Here is a 16,807-nt window from a genome sequence, read left to right on the forward strand (position 1 = left end):
CCGAACCCGCGTCGGCGGCACCGGTCGCCCCGACACCACCAGCGAACCCCCTACGGAAGGAGACCGGCGTGACAGTGCCGGAAGCGGCGACGGCAGACATGCCGGCGGGTCCGGAAGCTGCGGCGTGGGCCGCGGAGAAGGTCTGCGGCGAGCTGCGCGAAGCGTACCTGCTGGTCGCGGCGGCGGCCGTGCTGCTCGACCGGGCCGGCGACGGCTCGACGCATCCGGAGCTGCGCCAGGCACGCCGCTGCGGCGAGGAGGCTCTCAGCCTGGCCAGCCACGTCGAGCGGCTGCTCGACAGCGGGCTGACGCAGCTCCGGGGCCAGATCGGCGGCGGTGACGTGGCGAGCATCGGCCGGGTCGTCGGCTCGCTGAACGTGTCACGTACCCGGTTTGCCGTAGCCGCCGAACGCCTCGCCGGGCTCCCCGGGCGGCTCCACTACGCCGAACGGCAGCTCCGGGAGGCCGCCGACCCGCACCTGTGCATCGCGGACGTGACCCGGGACTGGTCGCGGGCGGCCGAACACCTCGGCCTGCTCACCGGGAGTTTGACCGAGGCGGTCGGTGCGCTGGCGTCGTACGCCGATCAGGTCACCGGCGCGACCGCCTGACCGGACTCTCCCGGTCGCCATCCCCCCGGTGGCCGGGAGCCGAGCTGGCCCGGGGCGGGTGCCGGGCTCCGGCCGTCGGCTACCCGGGCGGTCGACGGACGACCCCGCCCGCCTCGGCGCCGCTACCTGCGAAGGGACCCAGATGGCAGCAACCAGCGCACCGGCACCGACCGGAGGTGCCGAGTGATCTATCGCAGCGCGCGACGGATCTTCCGGCCGGACAAGGTCCGCGCCAAACGGTTCGGCTCGCGGTGGCGCGGCCTCGACCCCGCCGAGGTGTACGCCTACCTGCGCGCCCTCGCCGACGAACTGGACCGCGCCGGCCAGGCCGAGTCGACCGCCCAGCTTGAGGCGGAACGGCTCCGCCAGACGCTGGGGGAGTGGCGCTCCCGGCACGCCCGCTGCTGGTTCGTCGACCCGCATCAGCGCACCCCGCCCCGCACGCCCAACCGGGGCCGGTGGTGAGGCCGGCTCAGCTCAACCATTGGGCTCAGCCAGCAGCCTGTCCAGGCGGGCGCGTACCGCGAGCGCACGGGCGTCATCGAATCGGGCCAGCCGCGTGCGGGCTTCCCGCCGCCGCTCGACCGCCTCCCGCAGCCGTCCGGCATCGACCAGAGCGGTGGCGAGATGATCGAGCGTGTTGGCCAGTTGCCACCCGTCGTCCAGCTCCCGATGGACCGCCGCCGCCCGCAGATGGAACTTGATCGCCTCGTCCGGCTGGCCGAGCTCCCGATACGCCTCGCCCGCGCCGTCGAGAGCCATCGCCTCGCGGCTGCGGTCCCCGATCACTCGTTGCCGGGTCGCCGCCTCATGTGCGGATGCCAGCGCGTCGGTGGGCCGGCCCAGGGCGCGCGACACCCTGGCATGTTCCACCAGCCAGTGGGCGAGCCACACCGCGTTTCCGGCATCCCGGGCGATCAGGAGTGCCGCCTCGATGGTGGTCAGAGCCTCGTCGACTCGCCCCAGTTCCCGCAGGGTCATGCTGAGGAAGAACAGCGAGTTCCCCTCCTGACCACGGTCACCGATCTCCCGCTGTACGGCGATCGCCCGCGCCAGCAGATCGGCGGCCTTGACCAGGTCCCCGAGTTCGTAGTGAGTTTCTGCCAGGTTGCTGTGCAGCAGGGCCGCCCAGCGTCGCTCGCCGAGCTCCTCGAAGATCTCCAGGCTGTCCTGGAAGTAGGCGAGCGCTTCGGTGAGTCGGCGGTGCCGCAGCCCGAGCAGCCCGAGAGCGTTGACCGAGACTGCGATCCCGAACCGGTCTCCGAGCTCGCGCCGGATCTCCAGCGCGGCATGATGGTGCTCGGCGGACTCGGCCAGTTGACGGGCCTGGAAGTGGGCCTTGCCGAGGCTCTCCCGGCTCTCCGCCTCGGCATGCCGGTCGCCGAGGGCTTGGGCGGCGGTAAGGCCGAGGCGGCTGGTGGTCAGCCAACTGTCGAACAGGTTCTGGTGCATGAAGACGTCTCGTAGCACGACAGCGAGCTGCCAGGCGACGTGCTGCAGGCCCGCCGTCGCTGCGGCCCGGGTCGCCCCGACCAGGTTGTCGTGTTCCCACTCGAACCACGCTCGGGCCTCGGCACTGCCGGCGAAGGTCAACGCGGTGACGTCCGGGGCAGCGGCGACCATCGGCAGCGCCCGGCTGAACGGCAGGATCCGCGCGAGCGCGCCGGCTGCCGTGTGCAGATACCAGTCCAGCAACCGCCGCAGCGCGGCCCGCGACGCATCCTCGCTTTCGAGCTGTCGCACCTGGTCCAGAGCGTAGGCGCGGAGCAGGTCATGCAGTTGATACCGCCCGGGTGCGTGCTGCTCCAGCAGATGCGCCCCGACGAGTACGTCGAGCAGGTGTCGAACCTGCTGGGTTGGCGCAGCACAGAGCGCGCCCGCCGCTTCCGTGCTGAAGTCTGGCCCAGGGTGCAGCCCGAGCAGCCGGAACAGCCGGGCCGCCCCGTCCGTCAGCGAGCGGTACGACCAGGCGAAGACCGTCCGAACCGCGTCCGCCTCCTCGTCGTCCTCGGCAGTCAACGCGTCCCAGAGCACCGACTCGTCCCGCAGATCCTGGATCAGCTCGCGAAGCGGCATGAAGGGCCGGCTTGCCGCCCGCTCAGCGGCGATTCGGAGCGCGAGCGGGAGTCGGGCGCAGAGCCGGGCCAGCTCACCCAGGTCGTGCGGATCGTCGTCGCGGCGGTAGTTTGCCGTGACATTGTTCAGAAGGGCGACGGCATCACCCTCCGGTAACACTCGCAGGGTCAGCCGGAGCCCACCGTCGCGCGCCACGAGCCCGGAGAGCCGGCTACGGCTGGTGACGATCACCAGGCAACTGTCGGTGCCTGGGAGCAGTGGGCGGACCTGCCCGACGGTGGCGGCATTGTCCAGGACCACCAGCACCCGCCGGTCGGCGAGCCGGGAGCGGAAGAGCGCGGCACGCTCCTCCAGTTCCGGCGGAATCGCGGCGGCGGGGACGCCCAGCGCCCGAAGGAAGCGGTTGAGCACCTGGGTCGGCGTGACCGGTGCTCCCGGGTCGTATCCCTGCAGGTTGACATAGAGCTGCCCATCAGGGAAGCGGTGACGGACACTGTGGGCCCAGCGCAGGGCGAGTGACGTCTTGCCCACCCCGGCGGTGCCGGTAATCACGTAGAGGGTGACGTCCGGAGGTGTTCCCTGATCGTGGATCAGTACCCGGTCGAGGACCGCCAACTCGTCGAGCCGGTTGACGAAGCCGCGTACGTCGCCGGGAAGCTGTCGCGGCGGCGGCTCGGATGTCTCCCGTTCGGTCCCGTGGAAGTGGACACCACCGTGGACGTCTCGGGCCTGCACCAGGTCGGCCGGCCCGGCCAGTTCGGAGCGGTTCACCTGACCGGCGGCGTCCCGCTCCTCACCGCTTGGTGTCCCGAGGCCCATCCGTCACTGCCCGCCGGGCGGCTCCAGCGACGCGACCTCCCGGACGAAGAACTCGTCCAACGGCTCTCCGTCGCGGTAGAGGTCGGCGATGAACCGCTGACACCGAATGACGAGATCCCGATCCAGCCATCGCCGAGCCGCTGCCAACACCCCGTCTTCGCCGTAGACCGCCTCATACATCACGTCGGTGCCGAGGGTGTAGATCTCCGGCAACGGCGCACTCGCCTCGTACCGCTGAACTCGGTCAGACCCGATCACCCTGGTCAGGCCGCCGTACTCGTGGCGCAGCCGGAGGACGTGTAGTTCCCACTGTAGGTAGGGCGTGATCGGCTTCTCGACCACCCGAACCCGACGGGTGTGGAAGCCGCGCTCGGCGATCCTGCGGTAGTAGTCCGCGAACTCGCCGCGTCGCTGATCGAGGATCCGGAGCGAATCCGCCCACCGCCCGGCGGCGAATGTCTGCCAGCAGGCATCGTCCGGCTCCTTGAACGTCTGCTGCCGCTCCAGCTTCCAGAAACCTGGCGCGGTGGTCGCCCAGAACCGTTGCTCGAAGTCGGGCCAGTAATTCCGGAGACTCAAGTCCTCCCCGGGATCGCCAGCGAAGAGGTCATGCATCAGGTATGTCCACCTTGGCCGCGACGATTGTCGATCGCGGGATGATAACGAGTCGCTCGCCCGGGTCAACCGAAACCCCGGCAGGAAGCCTGGTCCGATACGCCTCGGTCAGGTCTTGGCCGATCACCGCTACGTCACCGTTGGCCAGCTCCCAGATGTCCGGGCAACTACCGTCGCCGGACGTGTTTCCCAGTTCGTGCGATGACTTCCCCCAACGCCGCGACAGATCCGCTGAAGGGTCCGCCTGCCACCGCTTGCTGCCCATGACGACCTCCGAGGCGTGTCATTGAAAACTTACTTAGCGTAACATCGATGAGTCGGACTGCCTCTTGTCTGCACGCGGCGAAATTCAGGAAGGCAACCTCTCGGAGGTGTCGTGAATGACGGATCCCGTCCTGGCCACTGCGGTCGCGGCGCTGGTCTCCCGGGCGACGACGGAAGTCGCCGAGGGGAGCCGATTCGCGGTGCAGTCGCTGATCTCGTTCGTGCGAGAGCGGTTCCTGCATCGACCGGCCGAGCGGGCGGTGGTCGACGTTGCGTTCGCTGAACCGCCGAACCCAGCCACCGTGAGCCGACTCGTCGCCCGTTGACGCCGACGGACGCCGGCTATAGTTGCAGGCATGCATTCAGGCATCGCCGCGATGAGGCCCTGGTTCCGCCGCTGACGGCGGCAGGGTTGACGCGAACGATCCTCAGCTAGCTCTGTCCGCCGTCCTGGCGTTCCTGCCGGGCGGCGTCTTCGTGCTGCCCGGCTCCACGACGAGCCGAAGAGCAGACAATGCGGAACCTTGACCTGAATTCATCACCAGATTCCACCACCTTGTCCGATTTCGCCTGGGGTGGTTGGCTGCCCGCCGGTGACCGGGCGCACATCCGAGCTGACGGCGTACGGGTCGTGCTGGGCGGGCGGGTCGTGCTCTCCGACGTGAGCGTGACCGTCTCCGCCCGCTCCCGCCTCGCCATCGTCGGCGAGAACGGTCGGGGCAAGACGACGCTGCTGCACGTCCTGACCGGCATGATCTCGCCTGACCAGGGCACGGTGGAACGGATCGGCACGATCGGTGTCGCCCGGCAGTCGCTGGAGGCGCGCGGCGGCGAGACGGTCGGCAGCCTCGTCCTGGGGGCGATGCGGGACTCCCACCGCGCCCTGCGGGCGCTCGACGAGACGGCGACCGCGCTGGCCGAGGGGAGGGAAGGCGCCGACTCGGCGTACGCCTCCGCACTCGACGCGGCCACCCGGCTGGACGCCTGGGACGCGGAGCGCCGCGTCGACGTGGCGTTGGCCGGGCTCGACGCCTGCACCGACCGGGAGCGCCCGCTCTCGACGCTGTCGGTCGGGCAGCGCTACCGGGTACGCCTGGCGTGCCTGCTGGGGGCACGCTACGACCTGCTGCTGCTGGACGAGCCGACCAACCATCTCGACGCCGACAGCCTGGCGTTTCTCACCGCACGGCTGCGCCAGCATCCGGGCGGAGTGGTGGTGGTGACGCACGACCGTGCCCTGCTCAAGGACGTGGCCGTGGAGTTCCTGGACCTCGACCCCAGTCACGACGGCCGACCGCGGCTGTTCGCCGGTGGCTACTCCGGCTGGCAGGAGGGGCGTAGACGCGAGCGCGAGCGTTGGGAGCGGGACTACGAGGCTCAACAAGCCGAACACCAGCGACTGGCCGACGCGGTGAGCGAGGCGCAGCAGCGACTCAGCACCGGCTGGCGTCCGGAGAAGGGGCACGGCAAACATCAGCGCCAGTCCCGCGCCCCGGGCGTCGTCCAGGCGCTCCGGCGCCGGCAGGACGACCTGGACGCCCACCAGCTCACCGTGCCCGAACCGCCGCTGCGCCTGCGTTGGCCCGACCTCGCCACCCGCCCCGGCTCACCCGTGCTGCGCTGCCACGACGTGACCGTGGCAGGACGCCTGCACCAGAGTGTCACGCTCACCCTCGACGGTGGGGACCGGCTGCTGGTCACCGGGCCGAACGGGGCGGGCAAGTCGACACTGCTCGCGGTACTGGCCAACGTTCTCGAACCGTCGACCGGCGAGGTACGCCATCTCGGGCGGGCCCGGGTGGCGTACCTGGGGCAGGAGGTACCGGCCTGGCCGCCGAGCGCGCTCGCCCACGAGTTGTACGACCAGCACGTCGGCCAACTCCAGTCCCGGGGACGCCTGCCCGACAGGGATCACCTGCCGCTTACCGCGACCAACCTGCTCGACAGGGCAGCTCTGCGTACTCCCGTCGGCCGGATGTCCCAGGGCCAGCAGCGCCGGCTCAACCTCGCGTTGCGGCTCGCCGGGCGACCCGACCTGTTGATCCTCGACGAACCCACCAACCACCTGTCGGCGCCCCTGGTCGACGAACTGACCGCCGCCCTGCTGGAGACCCCGGTAGCCGTCGTCGTCGCCACCCATGACCGTCAACTGCGCAGCGACCTCGCGGCATGGCCGACCCTGCCGCTGCGCGCCAACGCCGCCGACGAGGTCCGGGCCCTACTCGCGGACGGCGCCGGCACGCCCGGCGCGGGCGAGGATGCCGACGCGGTCGGGTAGTCGGGCGCGACCTGGACCGCCGGTCGGGTCGACGGACGGCCGGGTCACCGAGGCGGCTCCCGGCGGGCGGGAGCCGTCGACCCACGACGATGGCATCGACACATCCAACTGCTATACCTGAAGGACCATGCCTATGTCCGCTGAACCTACGGGGCTCTGGGTTGGGCGCGAGGCCGAGATCGCGACGTTGCGGGCGGCTGTCACGAGCCTCCGCGCCGGCACCGGCGCGGTGGTCTGGGTCGAGGGCGAGCCGGGCATCGGCAAGTCGTCGCTGGTGGCCGCCGGGGCCAGGGTCGGTCGGGAACTCGGCGCCCAGGTGGCCCGGGGCACCGCCGACCAGCTCGCCCATCCGCTGCCCCTGGGGGTGCTCTGCGACTGCCTGGAGATCCAGCCGGGCTCGGCCGACGCCCGCCGCGCGGCGATCGCGAACTGTCTGGGCGCCCGGCGTCCCGCCCTCGACCTCACCGACGCCACCTACGCCGCCGCCGCCGAGATGGTCATCTCCCTGGTCGACGAGCTGTGCGCGGCGGCACCCCTGATGCTGGTCGTCGACGACGTCCAGTGGGCCGACGACGTGAGTCTCGACGTGTGTTGGCGCCTGGCGTCGGCCGCGGTCCACCTGCCGCTGCTGCTGGTCATCTCGTACCGGCCGGGCTCCCGCCGGCCGGCGGTGCGGCGGCTGCGCGCCGCCACCGGCCGCCGGGGCGCGACCCGGATCACCCTCGGTCCGCTCGACCAGGAGGCGGTACTCGGACTGCTGGCCGACCTGGTCGGCGCGCGGCCCGGTCCCGGGCTGGTCAAACTGGCCGAACAGGCGATGGGAAATCCGCTGTACCTGCGGGAACTGGTCGAGTCCCTGATCCGCGAGGAGATGGTGGAGATCGGCGCGGAGGCGGAGGTACGCGACCCGGCGCGCGGCGTCGTACCCCGGTCGTTGACCGCGGCGCTGGACAGCCGGCTGAGTTTCGTCCCGGCCGCCACCGTCGACATCCTGCGCGCGGCGGCGCTGCTCGGCGGCGAGTTCGCGGTCACCGAACTCGCCGTGCTGCTGGGCCGGTCGGCGATCGACTTCTCCGCTGAGTTACAGGAAGCGGTGGCCGCCGGAATCCTCGTCGACGCCGGCCAGCGGATGAGGTTCCGCCACCCGTTGATCCGGCAGGCCCTGTACGACGACATGCCGGCGGCGCTCCGGGCGGCCCTGCACCTCGACGTCGCCCGAGCGATGGAGGCCGTCAGCGTCGAGCCGCAGCGGGTCGCACAGCACCTGCTGGCCTCCGGCGTCGTCGGCGACCGGTGGGCGCGGCGCTGGCTCCTCGACGGCGCCCCGGCGCTGATGGTCCGGGCCCCGCAGCTTGCCGCGGAGCTGCTGTGCCGGGAACTGGATCACGACGTGACCGACGACCGGGAACGCGCGGCGCTGGGCATGACACTCGCCCGGATCCTGCTCGCCACCGGAGACCACGAGCAGGCCACCGTACGGGCCCGGCAGGCGCTGGCGGTCTGCGTGGATCCGGCCGACCGGGGGCACCTGTCCTGGGTGCTGGCCCGGGCACAGTTCAGCGGTGGCCACAACGACGCGGCCGTGACCACCCTGCGCCGGGCGCTCGGCGGGGCCGACCTGCCCGACACCTGGCGGGCGCGGCTGCTCGCCTCGCTGGCGATGTTCGAACGGGCCGGCACCGGCGACCTGACGACGGCGGACACGACCGCACGGCGTGCGCTGGAGATCAGCGAGTCGGCCGGGGACGCGTTCGCCGGGGCGTACGCGCTCACCGACCTGTGGCTCAACCACTCCGTACGGCGGCAGCACCAGCGCGCCCTGGACTGCGCCGACCGCGCCGTCGAGACGCTCGGCACCGTCGCCGAGCACGTCGACCTGCGGGCGTACGCGCTGCACGGGCGGATCTTCTCGCTGCAGAACCTGGGCCGGTGGTCGGAGGCCGAGACGGCGCTGCGGGAGGTACGCGAGTTCCTGCGCGGGGCCGGCCGGGCCGACGACACCACCTCCGGGGTCACCGCCGCGGTGCTGATGTTCTGGCTGGGCCGCTGGGACGACGCGCTGGCCGAACTCAACGCGGTCGAGCAGAGCACCCCCACGTCGACGTACCGGGGCCTGCGGGAGGGCGGCCCCGGCTGGCTGTGGCACGGCGTGGCCGCCCTCATCGCCGCGCGCCGGGACGAGCGTGCCCGGGCCACCGCGCACCTGCGGTCGGGACTCGACCGCCCGGTGGTCACCGTCGCAGACCGGGAGAACACCGACTTCCTCCAGGTGACCCAGTCGCTCGCCGCCGAGCAGGCCGGCGACCCGAGGCTCGCGCTCGACCTGCTCGGCGGTTTCCTCGAACGCCGGCCCGGCGAGATGACCCTGACCCACCAGTGGTTGCCCGGGCTCCTCCGGCTCGCCCTGGCCGTCGACGACCGGTCCGCGGCACGGGACGCGCTGCGCGCCTGCCGGGCCGAGGCGGCGGCGGAGCAGGTACCGGCGCGAGCCGCCGCGGCGGCCGCCTGGTGCCAGGGACTGCACGACGGCGATCCGGCGCCGCTGCGGTCGGCGGTGGACCACTACCGCACCGCCGGGGTACCGGTGGACCTTGCCGGAGCGCTGGAGGATCTCGCGGTCGTCCTCGCCCAGCACGGCGAGACGGCCGGGGCACGCGCCGTCCTCGACGAGGCGGTCGAGTTGTACGGCGGCTTCGGTGCGGCCTGGGACATCCGCCGGGCCGGGGCGCGGTTGCGTGGGTACGGGATCCGGCGCGGCGTACGGGGTGCCCGGCGCAAGCGGGTCGGGCACGGCTGGGACGCCCTGACCCCGACCGAACGCACGGTCGCGCTGCTGGTGGCGGCCGGCCGGTCGACGCCGGACATCGCGCAGAGCATGTTCCTGACCCGTCGGACGACTCAGACGCACATCTCGCGCATCCTGGCCAAGCTCGGCATGCGCAGCCGGGTGGAGATCGCGCACGCCGCCTTCAGCCGCGATCCGGAGAACGTCCCCGCCGACCGCTGACCCGCGTCGTCAGCCGACCGGGAACGTCGGGCAGGAGCGCCCGCCCAGGCTCGGGCCTGGGCGGGCGATCCGGTCAACGAAGCTGGTCTAGCTGGCGGGACCGATGAGCTTCCAGGGTTCGTGGTCGGGGTCGGCTCCGGTGCCGGGGACGTTGCCCTGGGTCCACCATTTGGCCTGCCAGATCTTGCCGTCGTACCGGACGGTCACGTTCTCCACCGACTGCGTCGACGGGTCGTAGACGGTGCCGGCGTCCCAGTCCGGTGCGGAGCAGCCGCCGGCCGGTGGGTTGACCCTGGCGGCACCTCGGTTGTGCTCCGGCACCGAGGCGTACGTCGTGGCGCCGAGTTTGACCGTCGTGTTCACCGGCCCGGTGGCCGGGATGTAGTAGACGATCGGTATGTCGAGGCTGCCGCCGGCGGGGATGATCTGGCAGTAGTCGAGAGCCAGGCTGACCCGGTGGAACGTTCCGGACAGGCCGGTTCCGGCGTTCGGTCCGGTGTGGCCGGCCTGGACCTGCCACCGGCCGCCCTGTTCGCCGGTCTGCCAGTTCCCGTCCTTGATCAGGGCCGGGGTGGAGGTCGGCAGGTCGAACGAGATGACGTTGTCACCGCCGCCACCGATCGTGACCCCGGTGTTGTTGGTGATCCGGACGGTAGGGGTCAGCGGCCAGAGGTTCGCTGTCTCGGTGGGATACCGCACGAGGTCGACGGTGACGTCGACCGACGCCGCCGGCCGCTGTGCGATGCTGCCGGTGCTGCGGGCGTTGTCGTACGGGTCGAGCCCCTGGAGCCGCTCGTGCAGCCGGCGGGTGAGGGTGTAGCCCATCACGCACGGGTTCCTGCTGCTGGTGTCGGCTTCGTCCGGGCAGTCGTAGTCGCCGGAGAGTTCCCACATCATCACCCCGCCGGCGCCGCTGCGCTCGACGTAGTCGATGATCTGGTCGAGGCTCTGCATGTCCTGGATCGACAGGTAGGTCTGCTTCTCGGCGTTCCACAGCCAGGCGGTGCGGGTGGTCTCGTCCCAGTGCCGGTCGTAGCTGCCGGTGCGCTCGTCGGTCGGGTCGGTGCCCGGGGTCAGGCCGACCGCCCTGGCGTAGCGGGGTGTGACGTCGCGTTCGAGGTTCTTGGCGTGCCACATCGGGTTCACCCCGGCGCCGACCTCGTCCCCGTCGGCGTCGAGGTCGTGCCAGATGTTGTCGATGCCGACCGCGCCGTCGCCGCAGGGCCGGACCAGGCCGGTGCCCGGCTGGCAGTCCTCGCCCTCGGCGGACCCCCACATGCCGTTGTCGCCGCCGGTGACGTTGCGCCAGCCCCGGGTGTAGTACGGGATGCCGATGTTGATCCGTCCGGCCTGCAGCGCGCCGCGCAGGTAGTGGAACGCCCAGTCGGTGTTGAAGTAGCCGATGTCCTGGTATTCCGGGGTGTCGTACAGCTCGGACAGTTCCGGGTCCTGGCCGTCGTCGTAGAGGGCGGCGTTCGGGCCGACCACGTCGTTCCAGGACCCGTGGTAGTCGTACGCCATCAGATTGGTGTAGTCCTGGTAACGCAGCGCCTTGTGGTTCTCCATCCCGCGTACCAGGTAGCCGGAGGCCGACGAGGCGGAGGTGAGCAGGTAGTAGTGGTTGTCGGCCACCGCTGCCCGGTCGAGCTTCTCCCGCAGCGTCCTCATCAGCGCGGCGTACGCGGTCGGGAGTCCCTTGCGCCGGGGGCGGGCGGTGTCCCAGTCGTCGGGGTTGCCGGTGTCGTCCAGCACGGTCGGGTACTCGAAGTCGATGTCGACGCCGTCGAAGTCGTAGTCGCGGAGGAACTCGACCACCGAATCGGCGAAGGTGTCGATCCCGGCCTGGTTGGTGCTGCCGTCGGCGTTGGTGGTCATCGGGTAGAACCCGCGGCTCTCCGCCCAGCCGCCGACCGAGATCAGCGTCTTCACCCGGGGATGCAGCTTCTTGTACTTGGTCAACAGGTTGAAGTGCCCCCGGTACGACACACTCTCGTCGACCTCGGTGCCAGGGCCGGTCCAGGTCATTCCGGTGGCCGGGTTGTCCGGACCGTTCGGGCCGACCGTGATCCTGTTCTCCTCGATCCAGGCGAAGGCGTAGTTGAGGTGCGTCACCTTCGACCACGGGATGTTCTTGACCAGGTAGTACGGCTTCCCGTCGGCGCCGGTACGGCTTCCGTTGAAGTAGCCGATCACCCGCCGGTGCCGGTCCGCGCCGAGCCACTCCCGACCGTCACCCTGATACACGTCGCAGTACGGGGTGTTGCTGCCGGCGGTCGGCACCAGTCCGTCCGGGCGACACTGCGCGTGGTCGGCGGGGACCGCCGGCCGGTTGCCACCGTCATCCCCGCCCGGGTGCACCTCCATCGGATCGCCGGCACCGCCGTTGGCGTACATGGACTGGCCGGCCGGGTTCCTGTCGACGATCTCGTCGATCAGGCCGCCGCCGGGGAAGTCCATCATCACGATCCCGGTGCGGTCCATGCTGGACCGGCCGCCGAAGTTGTCGCCACGGTCGGGATAGAACTCCGGGCAGCGGTCGTCGGTGTCGCGCAGGCACTGGATGAGGAACTCGTTGACCCCGGTCGCCGTCGGGGTGCCGCCGGCCACGGTGTAGGGCCGGGCCGCGCCGCCCGTGCCGCTGGTGAAGTTCATGTAGATGGAGTCGGGCTCGTGGTCGTGGTGGGCCTGCTCGCCCCGGTTGGCGTCCCACACCCCGTTGGTCTTGCGCAGGTGGGCCCGGACCTTCTCCCACTTCTCGTTGATGGCGCTGATGTCCGGCACGTCGTAGTCGTTCTGGGTGTAGTTGTCCGGGGACCCGCCCGCCGGGTAGAGCTGGCCGATCCCGTATCCGCTGTAGATCCCGCCGCGCGGGCCGACGAAGCCGAGCAGGACGATCTTCCCGCGTACGGCGCCGAGGGTCGGGGTCGTCGCCTGGGTGATCCCGTCGACGGAGTCCGCCCAGAACAGGTCCGCCCAGGCCCTGCCCTGGCTCGTCTCCTCCCCTTCGCCGGTGTAGTAGCGCCCGGTGAGGTACGAGTCGAAGACCTTCCGCCGCCATTCGGTGCTGTCGTACCCGTCCGCGTCGTAGCAGGTGGCGGCACCGGAACCCTCGCACTCCGCCTTAAGGTTCAGCAGAACGGTCTCGTCCGGGTTCGCGTCGAGAAATGCCTCTATCTTCGTCAGTACGTCCGCGAAGTTGGCGTGCTGGTAGTAGACGCCGTGATGGATGGTGAAGCTCAGACCGGCGTCACCCTTGTCCACCCGGACCCGGATGTCGATCGCCCGGATACCGGCCTCCAGTTGCACGGTCAGGGTTTCCGCGCTGTACCCGTGGCGCTCCTGCGTCTGGGTGATCTCGGTCGAGATGAACTCGCAGTCGTCGCCGTTTCCACTCGCCGAGTGGCCGCACAGGGCGAGGGTGTCGTGGGTGCCGGGGACGGACAGATCGGCCAGGGTGGCATCGTCGGGTACCCGGGACATCCAGTTCCGGTTGGCCTCCGAGGCGGACTCGATGTCGTTGTAGTAGTCGCTGGCGTGGGCCGGAGCGGCAGGTGTCAGCACGACCGCCGCGGTCGCGACGAGGGTCAGGACGAGGAACGGGACGGACAGTCTCCGCCGCCGGACCCGCCGCGGCGGGCGGGCTCGGGAGGGTGTCTGCATGGTGGGCCTCCGGCGTGGTCGAGCGCGCCCAGCGTTGTACCGAGCGGTCGTGCCAGAAGTGTCGGTGGTGCGGAGGCTCCGAGACATCTGTCAGATGACGATGGTGTACGAAATGGTGCGCCGCGATCAATCGCATCACCGGCCCGGCCCGAGCCGCCCCGGGTCACGTCTCCGAACCGGTGTTCTCCGCCGGGTGTGGCGTTTCGAAGGCCGCGAGCCAGGTGGCGAGCAGCCGTTCCAGTTGGTCGGCGTCGTCCGGCGGCAGCAGGTCGAGCAGGCGGCGTTCGTTGCGCATGTGCTCGGCGAACGCCTGGTCGATCAACTCCCGGCCGGCCAGGGTGAGCGCGACCACCCGGCCTCGCCCGTCGGTCGCGCTCGGCCGGCGGGTGACCAGTCCCTCGCGCTCCAACCGGTCGATGCGCTTGGTCATCGCCCCGGTGGTGACCATGGTGAACGCCGCCAGTTCGCCGGGGGCACGTTCGAACGGTTCGCCGGCGCGCCGCAGGGTGGCGAGGACGTCGAACTCGCCCTCGCCGAGTCCGTACCGCCGGTAGACGACCCGGAGCTGCTCGCCGAGGTGTCCGGCGAGCCGGTGCAGCCGGCCGATCACCCCCTGCGGGCGTACGTCGAGGTCGGGCCGCTCCCGTGCCCAGGCCTGCTGGATCCGGGCCACGTGGTCCAGGTGTTCCGTCACACTCGACACTATAGCTTCCACGGAAGCTATAGTGTCTTCCGTGGAAGCTAGTTTTCGGTGGGTACCCGTCACGGCGATCGCCCCGGTGGCCTGGGGCGCGACCTACTTCGTCACCCACCGGTTCCTGCCGGCCGACCATCCGCTCTACGGAGCGGTCATCCGGGCACTCCCGGCCGGCCTGCTCCTCCTGCTGGTACGCCGGACGCTGCCCAGCGGATCGTGGTGGTGGCGGTCGCTGGTGCTCGGCACCCTCAACATGGGCGCGTTCTTCGCCCTGGTCTACCTGGCGGCGCAGGTCCTGCCGACGAGCGTCGCCTCGACGATCATGGCGACCGCGCCGGTGGTGATGATGCTGATCGCCTGGGCCGCACTCGCCGAACGCCCCGGGGTGGCGCACCTGGCCGGCGCCGGCATCGGGATCGCCGGCGTCTCCCTGCTCCTGCTCGACGGCGCCGGCGCCGTCGACCTCTCCGGGGTACTCGCCTCCGCCGCCGCCATGGTGATGTCCTCGCTCGGCTACGTGCTCGCCAAGAAGTGGAGTGCGGGCGTCCGGGTGCGGCCGGCCACCGACCGGCAGGTCGACGTCTTCTCGCTGACCGCCTGGCAACTCGTCGCCGGCGGTGCGGTCCTGCTGCCGGTCGCCGTCGCGGTGGAGGGGCGGCCGCCCGCGCTGGACGGGCCGGCGCTGCTCGGCTTCGGGTACGTCACGGTGGTGGCGACCGCGCTCGCCTTCGCAGCCTGGTTCACCGGGCTGCGCCACCTGAGCGCCGGCACCGTCGGCCTGGTCGGCCTGCTCAACCCGGTGACCGGTCTGCTGCTCGGCACCGTCGTCGCCGGTGAGACGCTGGCCCCGCACCAGATCGGTGGCCTCGTGCTGGTGTTCCTGGGCATCCTGCTCGGACAGCCGGTCGGGACGCGGCTCCTCGGTGCCGTCCGCACCATCCGAGCCGGGCCGGCTCCGAAGGCGGCGGCCAGGGGTGCCGCGCCGCCCGGACCGCCGGGCCCGATCGAGAGCCCGGACCCGGCGAGGAGTTGCGCAATCACGCAGGCTGCCGACACGAATCGATAACGCTGATGGTGCCGGCGAAAAACCGGGTGCTTGGATGGACCACGACCCTAGGAGGTGTGTGGTGGTGTCGACGCGTCGAGCCCCGGACACACTGGCCATCGGACCGGCAGTGCCTTCGCTGGCGCGCTGGGGGCGGTCGCCCGGTGCGGACCTGGTCTACCGCGCGCTGCTCACCTGCGGCCCACGTACCGGTCGGGAACTGAGCCGGGATCTGGGCATGTCGTCCGGCCGGATCCTCGACGTGCTCGCCGAGCTTCTCATGGTCAACGCTGTCGTGGCCGGGCGCGTCGCCGGCAGGTCCGCCCCGGTGTGGCGGGCGCGACCTGCCGCCGAGGTCCTGCCGGCGCTTAGTTCGAGAGTGCGTTCGGGAGCGGGGCATCGCCGCCGGCCGGACCGGGCGGGCGCCGGGGGCGCGATCTCCGCCGCCGGCGCGGTGTGTGACCCGCTCACCCTGGGCGACGGGGTTCGGCACCTGCCCAGCCGCGCACTCACCCGCGAACGGCTGGCCGAACTCAACGCCGCGGCCCGGACCGAACACCTGTCGATGCACCCCGAGGAGTCGTTCGATCCCGCCTCGGCCCGCGCGGCCCTGCCGATGGACCGGATGCTTATCGAGCGGGGCGTCCGGATGCGGGTGCTCGGGGTGCAGTCGCCCGCATCCGACTCGCTGCGGCCGTACGGGCGGGAGCCCACCGAGGCCCGTCCCGAGTACCGGCACGCGCTGGCCGTACCGATGAAGTTGATCGTCGTCGACCGCAGGGTCGCGCTCTTCCCCGTCGACCCGGTAGATCTCGAACGCGGCTACCTCGAGATCACGCAGCCGGCCGTGGTTTCCGCCCTGGCCGCGACATTCGAACGCCAATGGGCCAGCGCGACGGACGTGCGGAGGGACGCCATGCCGGAGATCACCCTGGATCAGCGCGAACGCGCAGTGGTCGTGTTGTTGGCGCAGGGCCACACGGACGCGACCGTGGCGGTCGAACTCGGCCTCAGCCCGCGATCGGTGTCGACGGTCCTCCGCCGCCTGATGGACCGCCTCGAGGTCGACAACCGGTTCCAACTCGGCCTCGCCCTGGGCGCTCTGCGCGTGCTGCCGGGGCCGTCGAAGAAGGACGACATCCCGGGGGGAACGTGATGAACGGAGAGTACCTGCGCGGGCGTGCGTACCGCTGCGGCCGGGCGGTCGCGGCGGCCATCCTGGCGGCGACCACGCTCAGCGCCGGGCACGGCGACGGCGACTGGTCCGCCACGGCGTGCGGCACGGGCGAAATCGTCGAGTACGGCATCGAGCACCGGGTCGACGGCGACTATGTCCGGCTCGCCGGCTGGACCGTACCGTGCGAGCCGCCGTCACCAGCGTTCTACCTGGTCGTCTTCACCGCTCAGGGCGGCTGGATGTCCCGGATGTACTCGGTCGGGGCCGGGACGGAACCCACGTCGACACCGTTCACCGCATTCGTCGACCACGCGATGCGGCAGTACCAGGGGCCGGCGCTCGCCGCCTGCCTCGCGTACGACGACTACAATGGCCGGCTGTCCTGCGTCGCGGTCGAGGGCACCGGCAACCCCACGGTCTATCCGATATCCGTGCACGACGTCCGTGTCGCCACGCCGAGCCTCTGCGGCTATTGCGGGAACTGCGTGGGGTATGTCGGCGACGACTGAGTAGCGGCCAGGCAACCACGGATGCTCGTCGGCAGCGCGGTGCGGCCGG

Annotated in this window: 13 protein-coding genes; 8 read left to right on the forward strand and 5 right to left on the reverse strand. The window is 71.2% G+C overall.

Going from position 1 to position 16,807, the window contains the following annotated elements:
• Positions 1-68: 68 nt before the first annotated feature.
• Together ABNF97_RS11625 and ABNF97_RS11630 are read left to right on the forward strand one after the other, a co-directional pair.
• Entirely contained in the window at positions 69-611 is a 543-nt protein-coding gene (locus ABNF97_RS11625) for a hypothetical protein (protein ID WP_349338521.1), read from the forward strand.
• Positions 612-794: 183 nt separating this feature from the next.
• Positions 795-1,076, forward strand: a complete 282-nt coding sequence (locus ABNF97_RS11630; protein WP_349338522.1) for a DivIVA domain-containing protein — start codon at positions 795-797, stop codon at positions 1,074-1,076.
• 12 nt (positions 1,077-1,088) lie between these two features.
• Here ABNF97_RS11630 and ABNF97_RS11635 read toward each other — a convergent pair whose 3' ends face one another.
• From ABNF97_RS11635 to ABNF97_RS11645, 3 genes are read right to left on the reverse strand one after another with little or no spacing between them, the layout of a single operon-like run.
• On the reverse strand, positions 1,089-3,506 hold the full coding sequence (locus ABNF97_RS11635) for an ATP-binding protein (RefSeq protein ID WP_349338523.1): 2,418 nt from the start codon (positions 3,504-3,506) through the stop codon (positions 1,089-1,091).
• Between the two features lie 3 nt (positions 3,507-3,509).
• A complete protein-coding gene (locus tag ABNF97_RS11640) occupies positions 3,510-4,085 on the reverse strand; it encodes a DUF6879 family protein (RefSeq protein ID WP_349338524.1) in 576 nt (191 codons plus the stop codon).
• Positions 4,086-4,113: 28 nt separating this feature from the next.
• Positions 4,114-4,386 (reverse strand): hypothetical protein, encoded by a 273-nt coding sequence (locus ABNF97_RS11645; protein WP_349338525.1) that lies wholly within the window; start codon positions 4,384-4,386, stop codon positions 4,114-4,116.
• Positions 4,387-4,501: 115 nt separating this feature from the next.
• Here ABNF97_RS11645 and ABNF97_RS11650 point away from each other — a divergent pair, with 115 nt between their 5' ends.
• The 3 genes from ABNF97_RS11650 (at position 4,502) to ABNF97_RS11660 (ending at position 9,670) form a co-directional block, all read left to right on the forward strand.
• Positions 4,502-4,711 carry a hypothetical protein gene (locus ABNF97_RS11650; RefSeq protein WP_349338526.1) on the forward strand — a complete coding sequence of 70 codons (210 nt, stop codon included), beginning with the start codon at positions 4,502-4,504 and terminating at the stop codon, positions 4,709-4,711.
• A 230-nt stretch (positions 4,712-4,941) separates the two neighbouring features.
• Positions 4,942-6,663: an ABC-F family ATP-binding cassette domain-containing protein gene (locus tag ABNF97_RS11655; protein WP_349338527.1), complete on the forward strand. Its 1,722-nt coding sequence runs from the start codon at positions 4,942-4,944 to the stop codon at positions 6,661-6,663.
• 133 nt (positions 6,664-6,796) lie between these two features.
• On the forward strand, positions 6,797-9,670 hold the full coding sequence (locus ABNF97_RS11660) for a helix-turn-helix transcriptional regulator (RefSeq protein WP_349338528.1): 2,874 nt from the start codon (positions 6,797-6,799) through the stop codon (positions 9,668-9,670).
• Between the two features lie 87 nt (positions 9,671-9,757).
• On the opposite strand, the gene ABNF97_RS11665 is transcribed toward ABNF97_RS11660, so the two are convergent.
• Positions 9,758-13,330 (reverse strand): phosphatidylinositol-specific phospholipase C domain-containing protein, encoded by a 3,573-nt coding sequence (locus ABNF97_RS11665; protein ID WP_349338529.1) that lies wholly within the window; start codon positions 13,328-13,330, stop codon positions 9,758-9,760.
• Between the two features lie 163 nt (positions 13,331-13,493).
• A complete protein-coding gene (locus ABNF97_RS11670) occupies positions 13,494-14,024 on the reverse strand; it encodes a MarR family winged helix-turn-helix transcriptional regulator (protein WP_349338530.1) in 531 nt (176 codons plus the stop codon).
• A 40-nt stretch (positions 14,025-14,064) separates the two neighbouring features.
• Between ABNF97_RS11670 and ABNF97_RS11675 the strand changes: the two genes are divergently transcribed.
• The 3 genes from ABNF97_RS11675 to ABNF97_RS11685 all read left to right on the forward strand — a co-directional run bounded on the left by ABNF97_RS11675 (position 14,065) and on the right by ABNF97_RS11685 (position 16,758).
• Positions 14,065-15,093: an EamA family transporter gene (locus ABNF97_RS11675; protein ID WP_349338531.1), complete on the forward strand. Its 1,029-nt coding sequence runs from the start codon at positions 14,065-14,067 to the stop codon at positions 15,091-15,093.
• 109 nt (positions 15,094-15,202) lie between these two features.
• On the forward strand, positions 15,203-16,228 hold the full coding sequence (locus tag ABNF97_RS11680) for a LuxR C-terminal-related transcriptional regulator (protein ID WP_349338532.1): 1,026 nt from the start codon (positions 15,203-15,205) through the stop codon (positions 16,226-16,228).
• Positions 16,228-16,758, forward strand: coding sequence for a hypothetical protein (locus tag ABNF97_RS11685; RefSeq protein ID WP_349338533.1), 531 nt, complete (start codon positions 16,228-16,230; stop codon positions 16,756-16,758). Before ABNF97_RS11680 ends, ABNF97_RS11685 begins: the two co-directional genes overlap by 1 nt.
• Positions 16,759-16,807 lie beyond the last annotated feature (49 nt).

It is taken from the genome of Plantactinospora sp. B6F1 (genome assembly GCF_040120695.1).
Classification (GTDB): Bacteria; Actinomycetota; Actinomycetes; order Mycobacteriales; family Micromonosporaceae; genus Plantactinospora.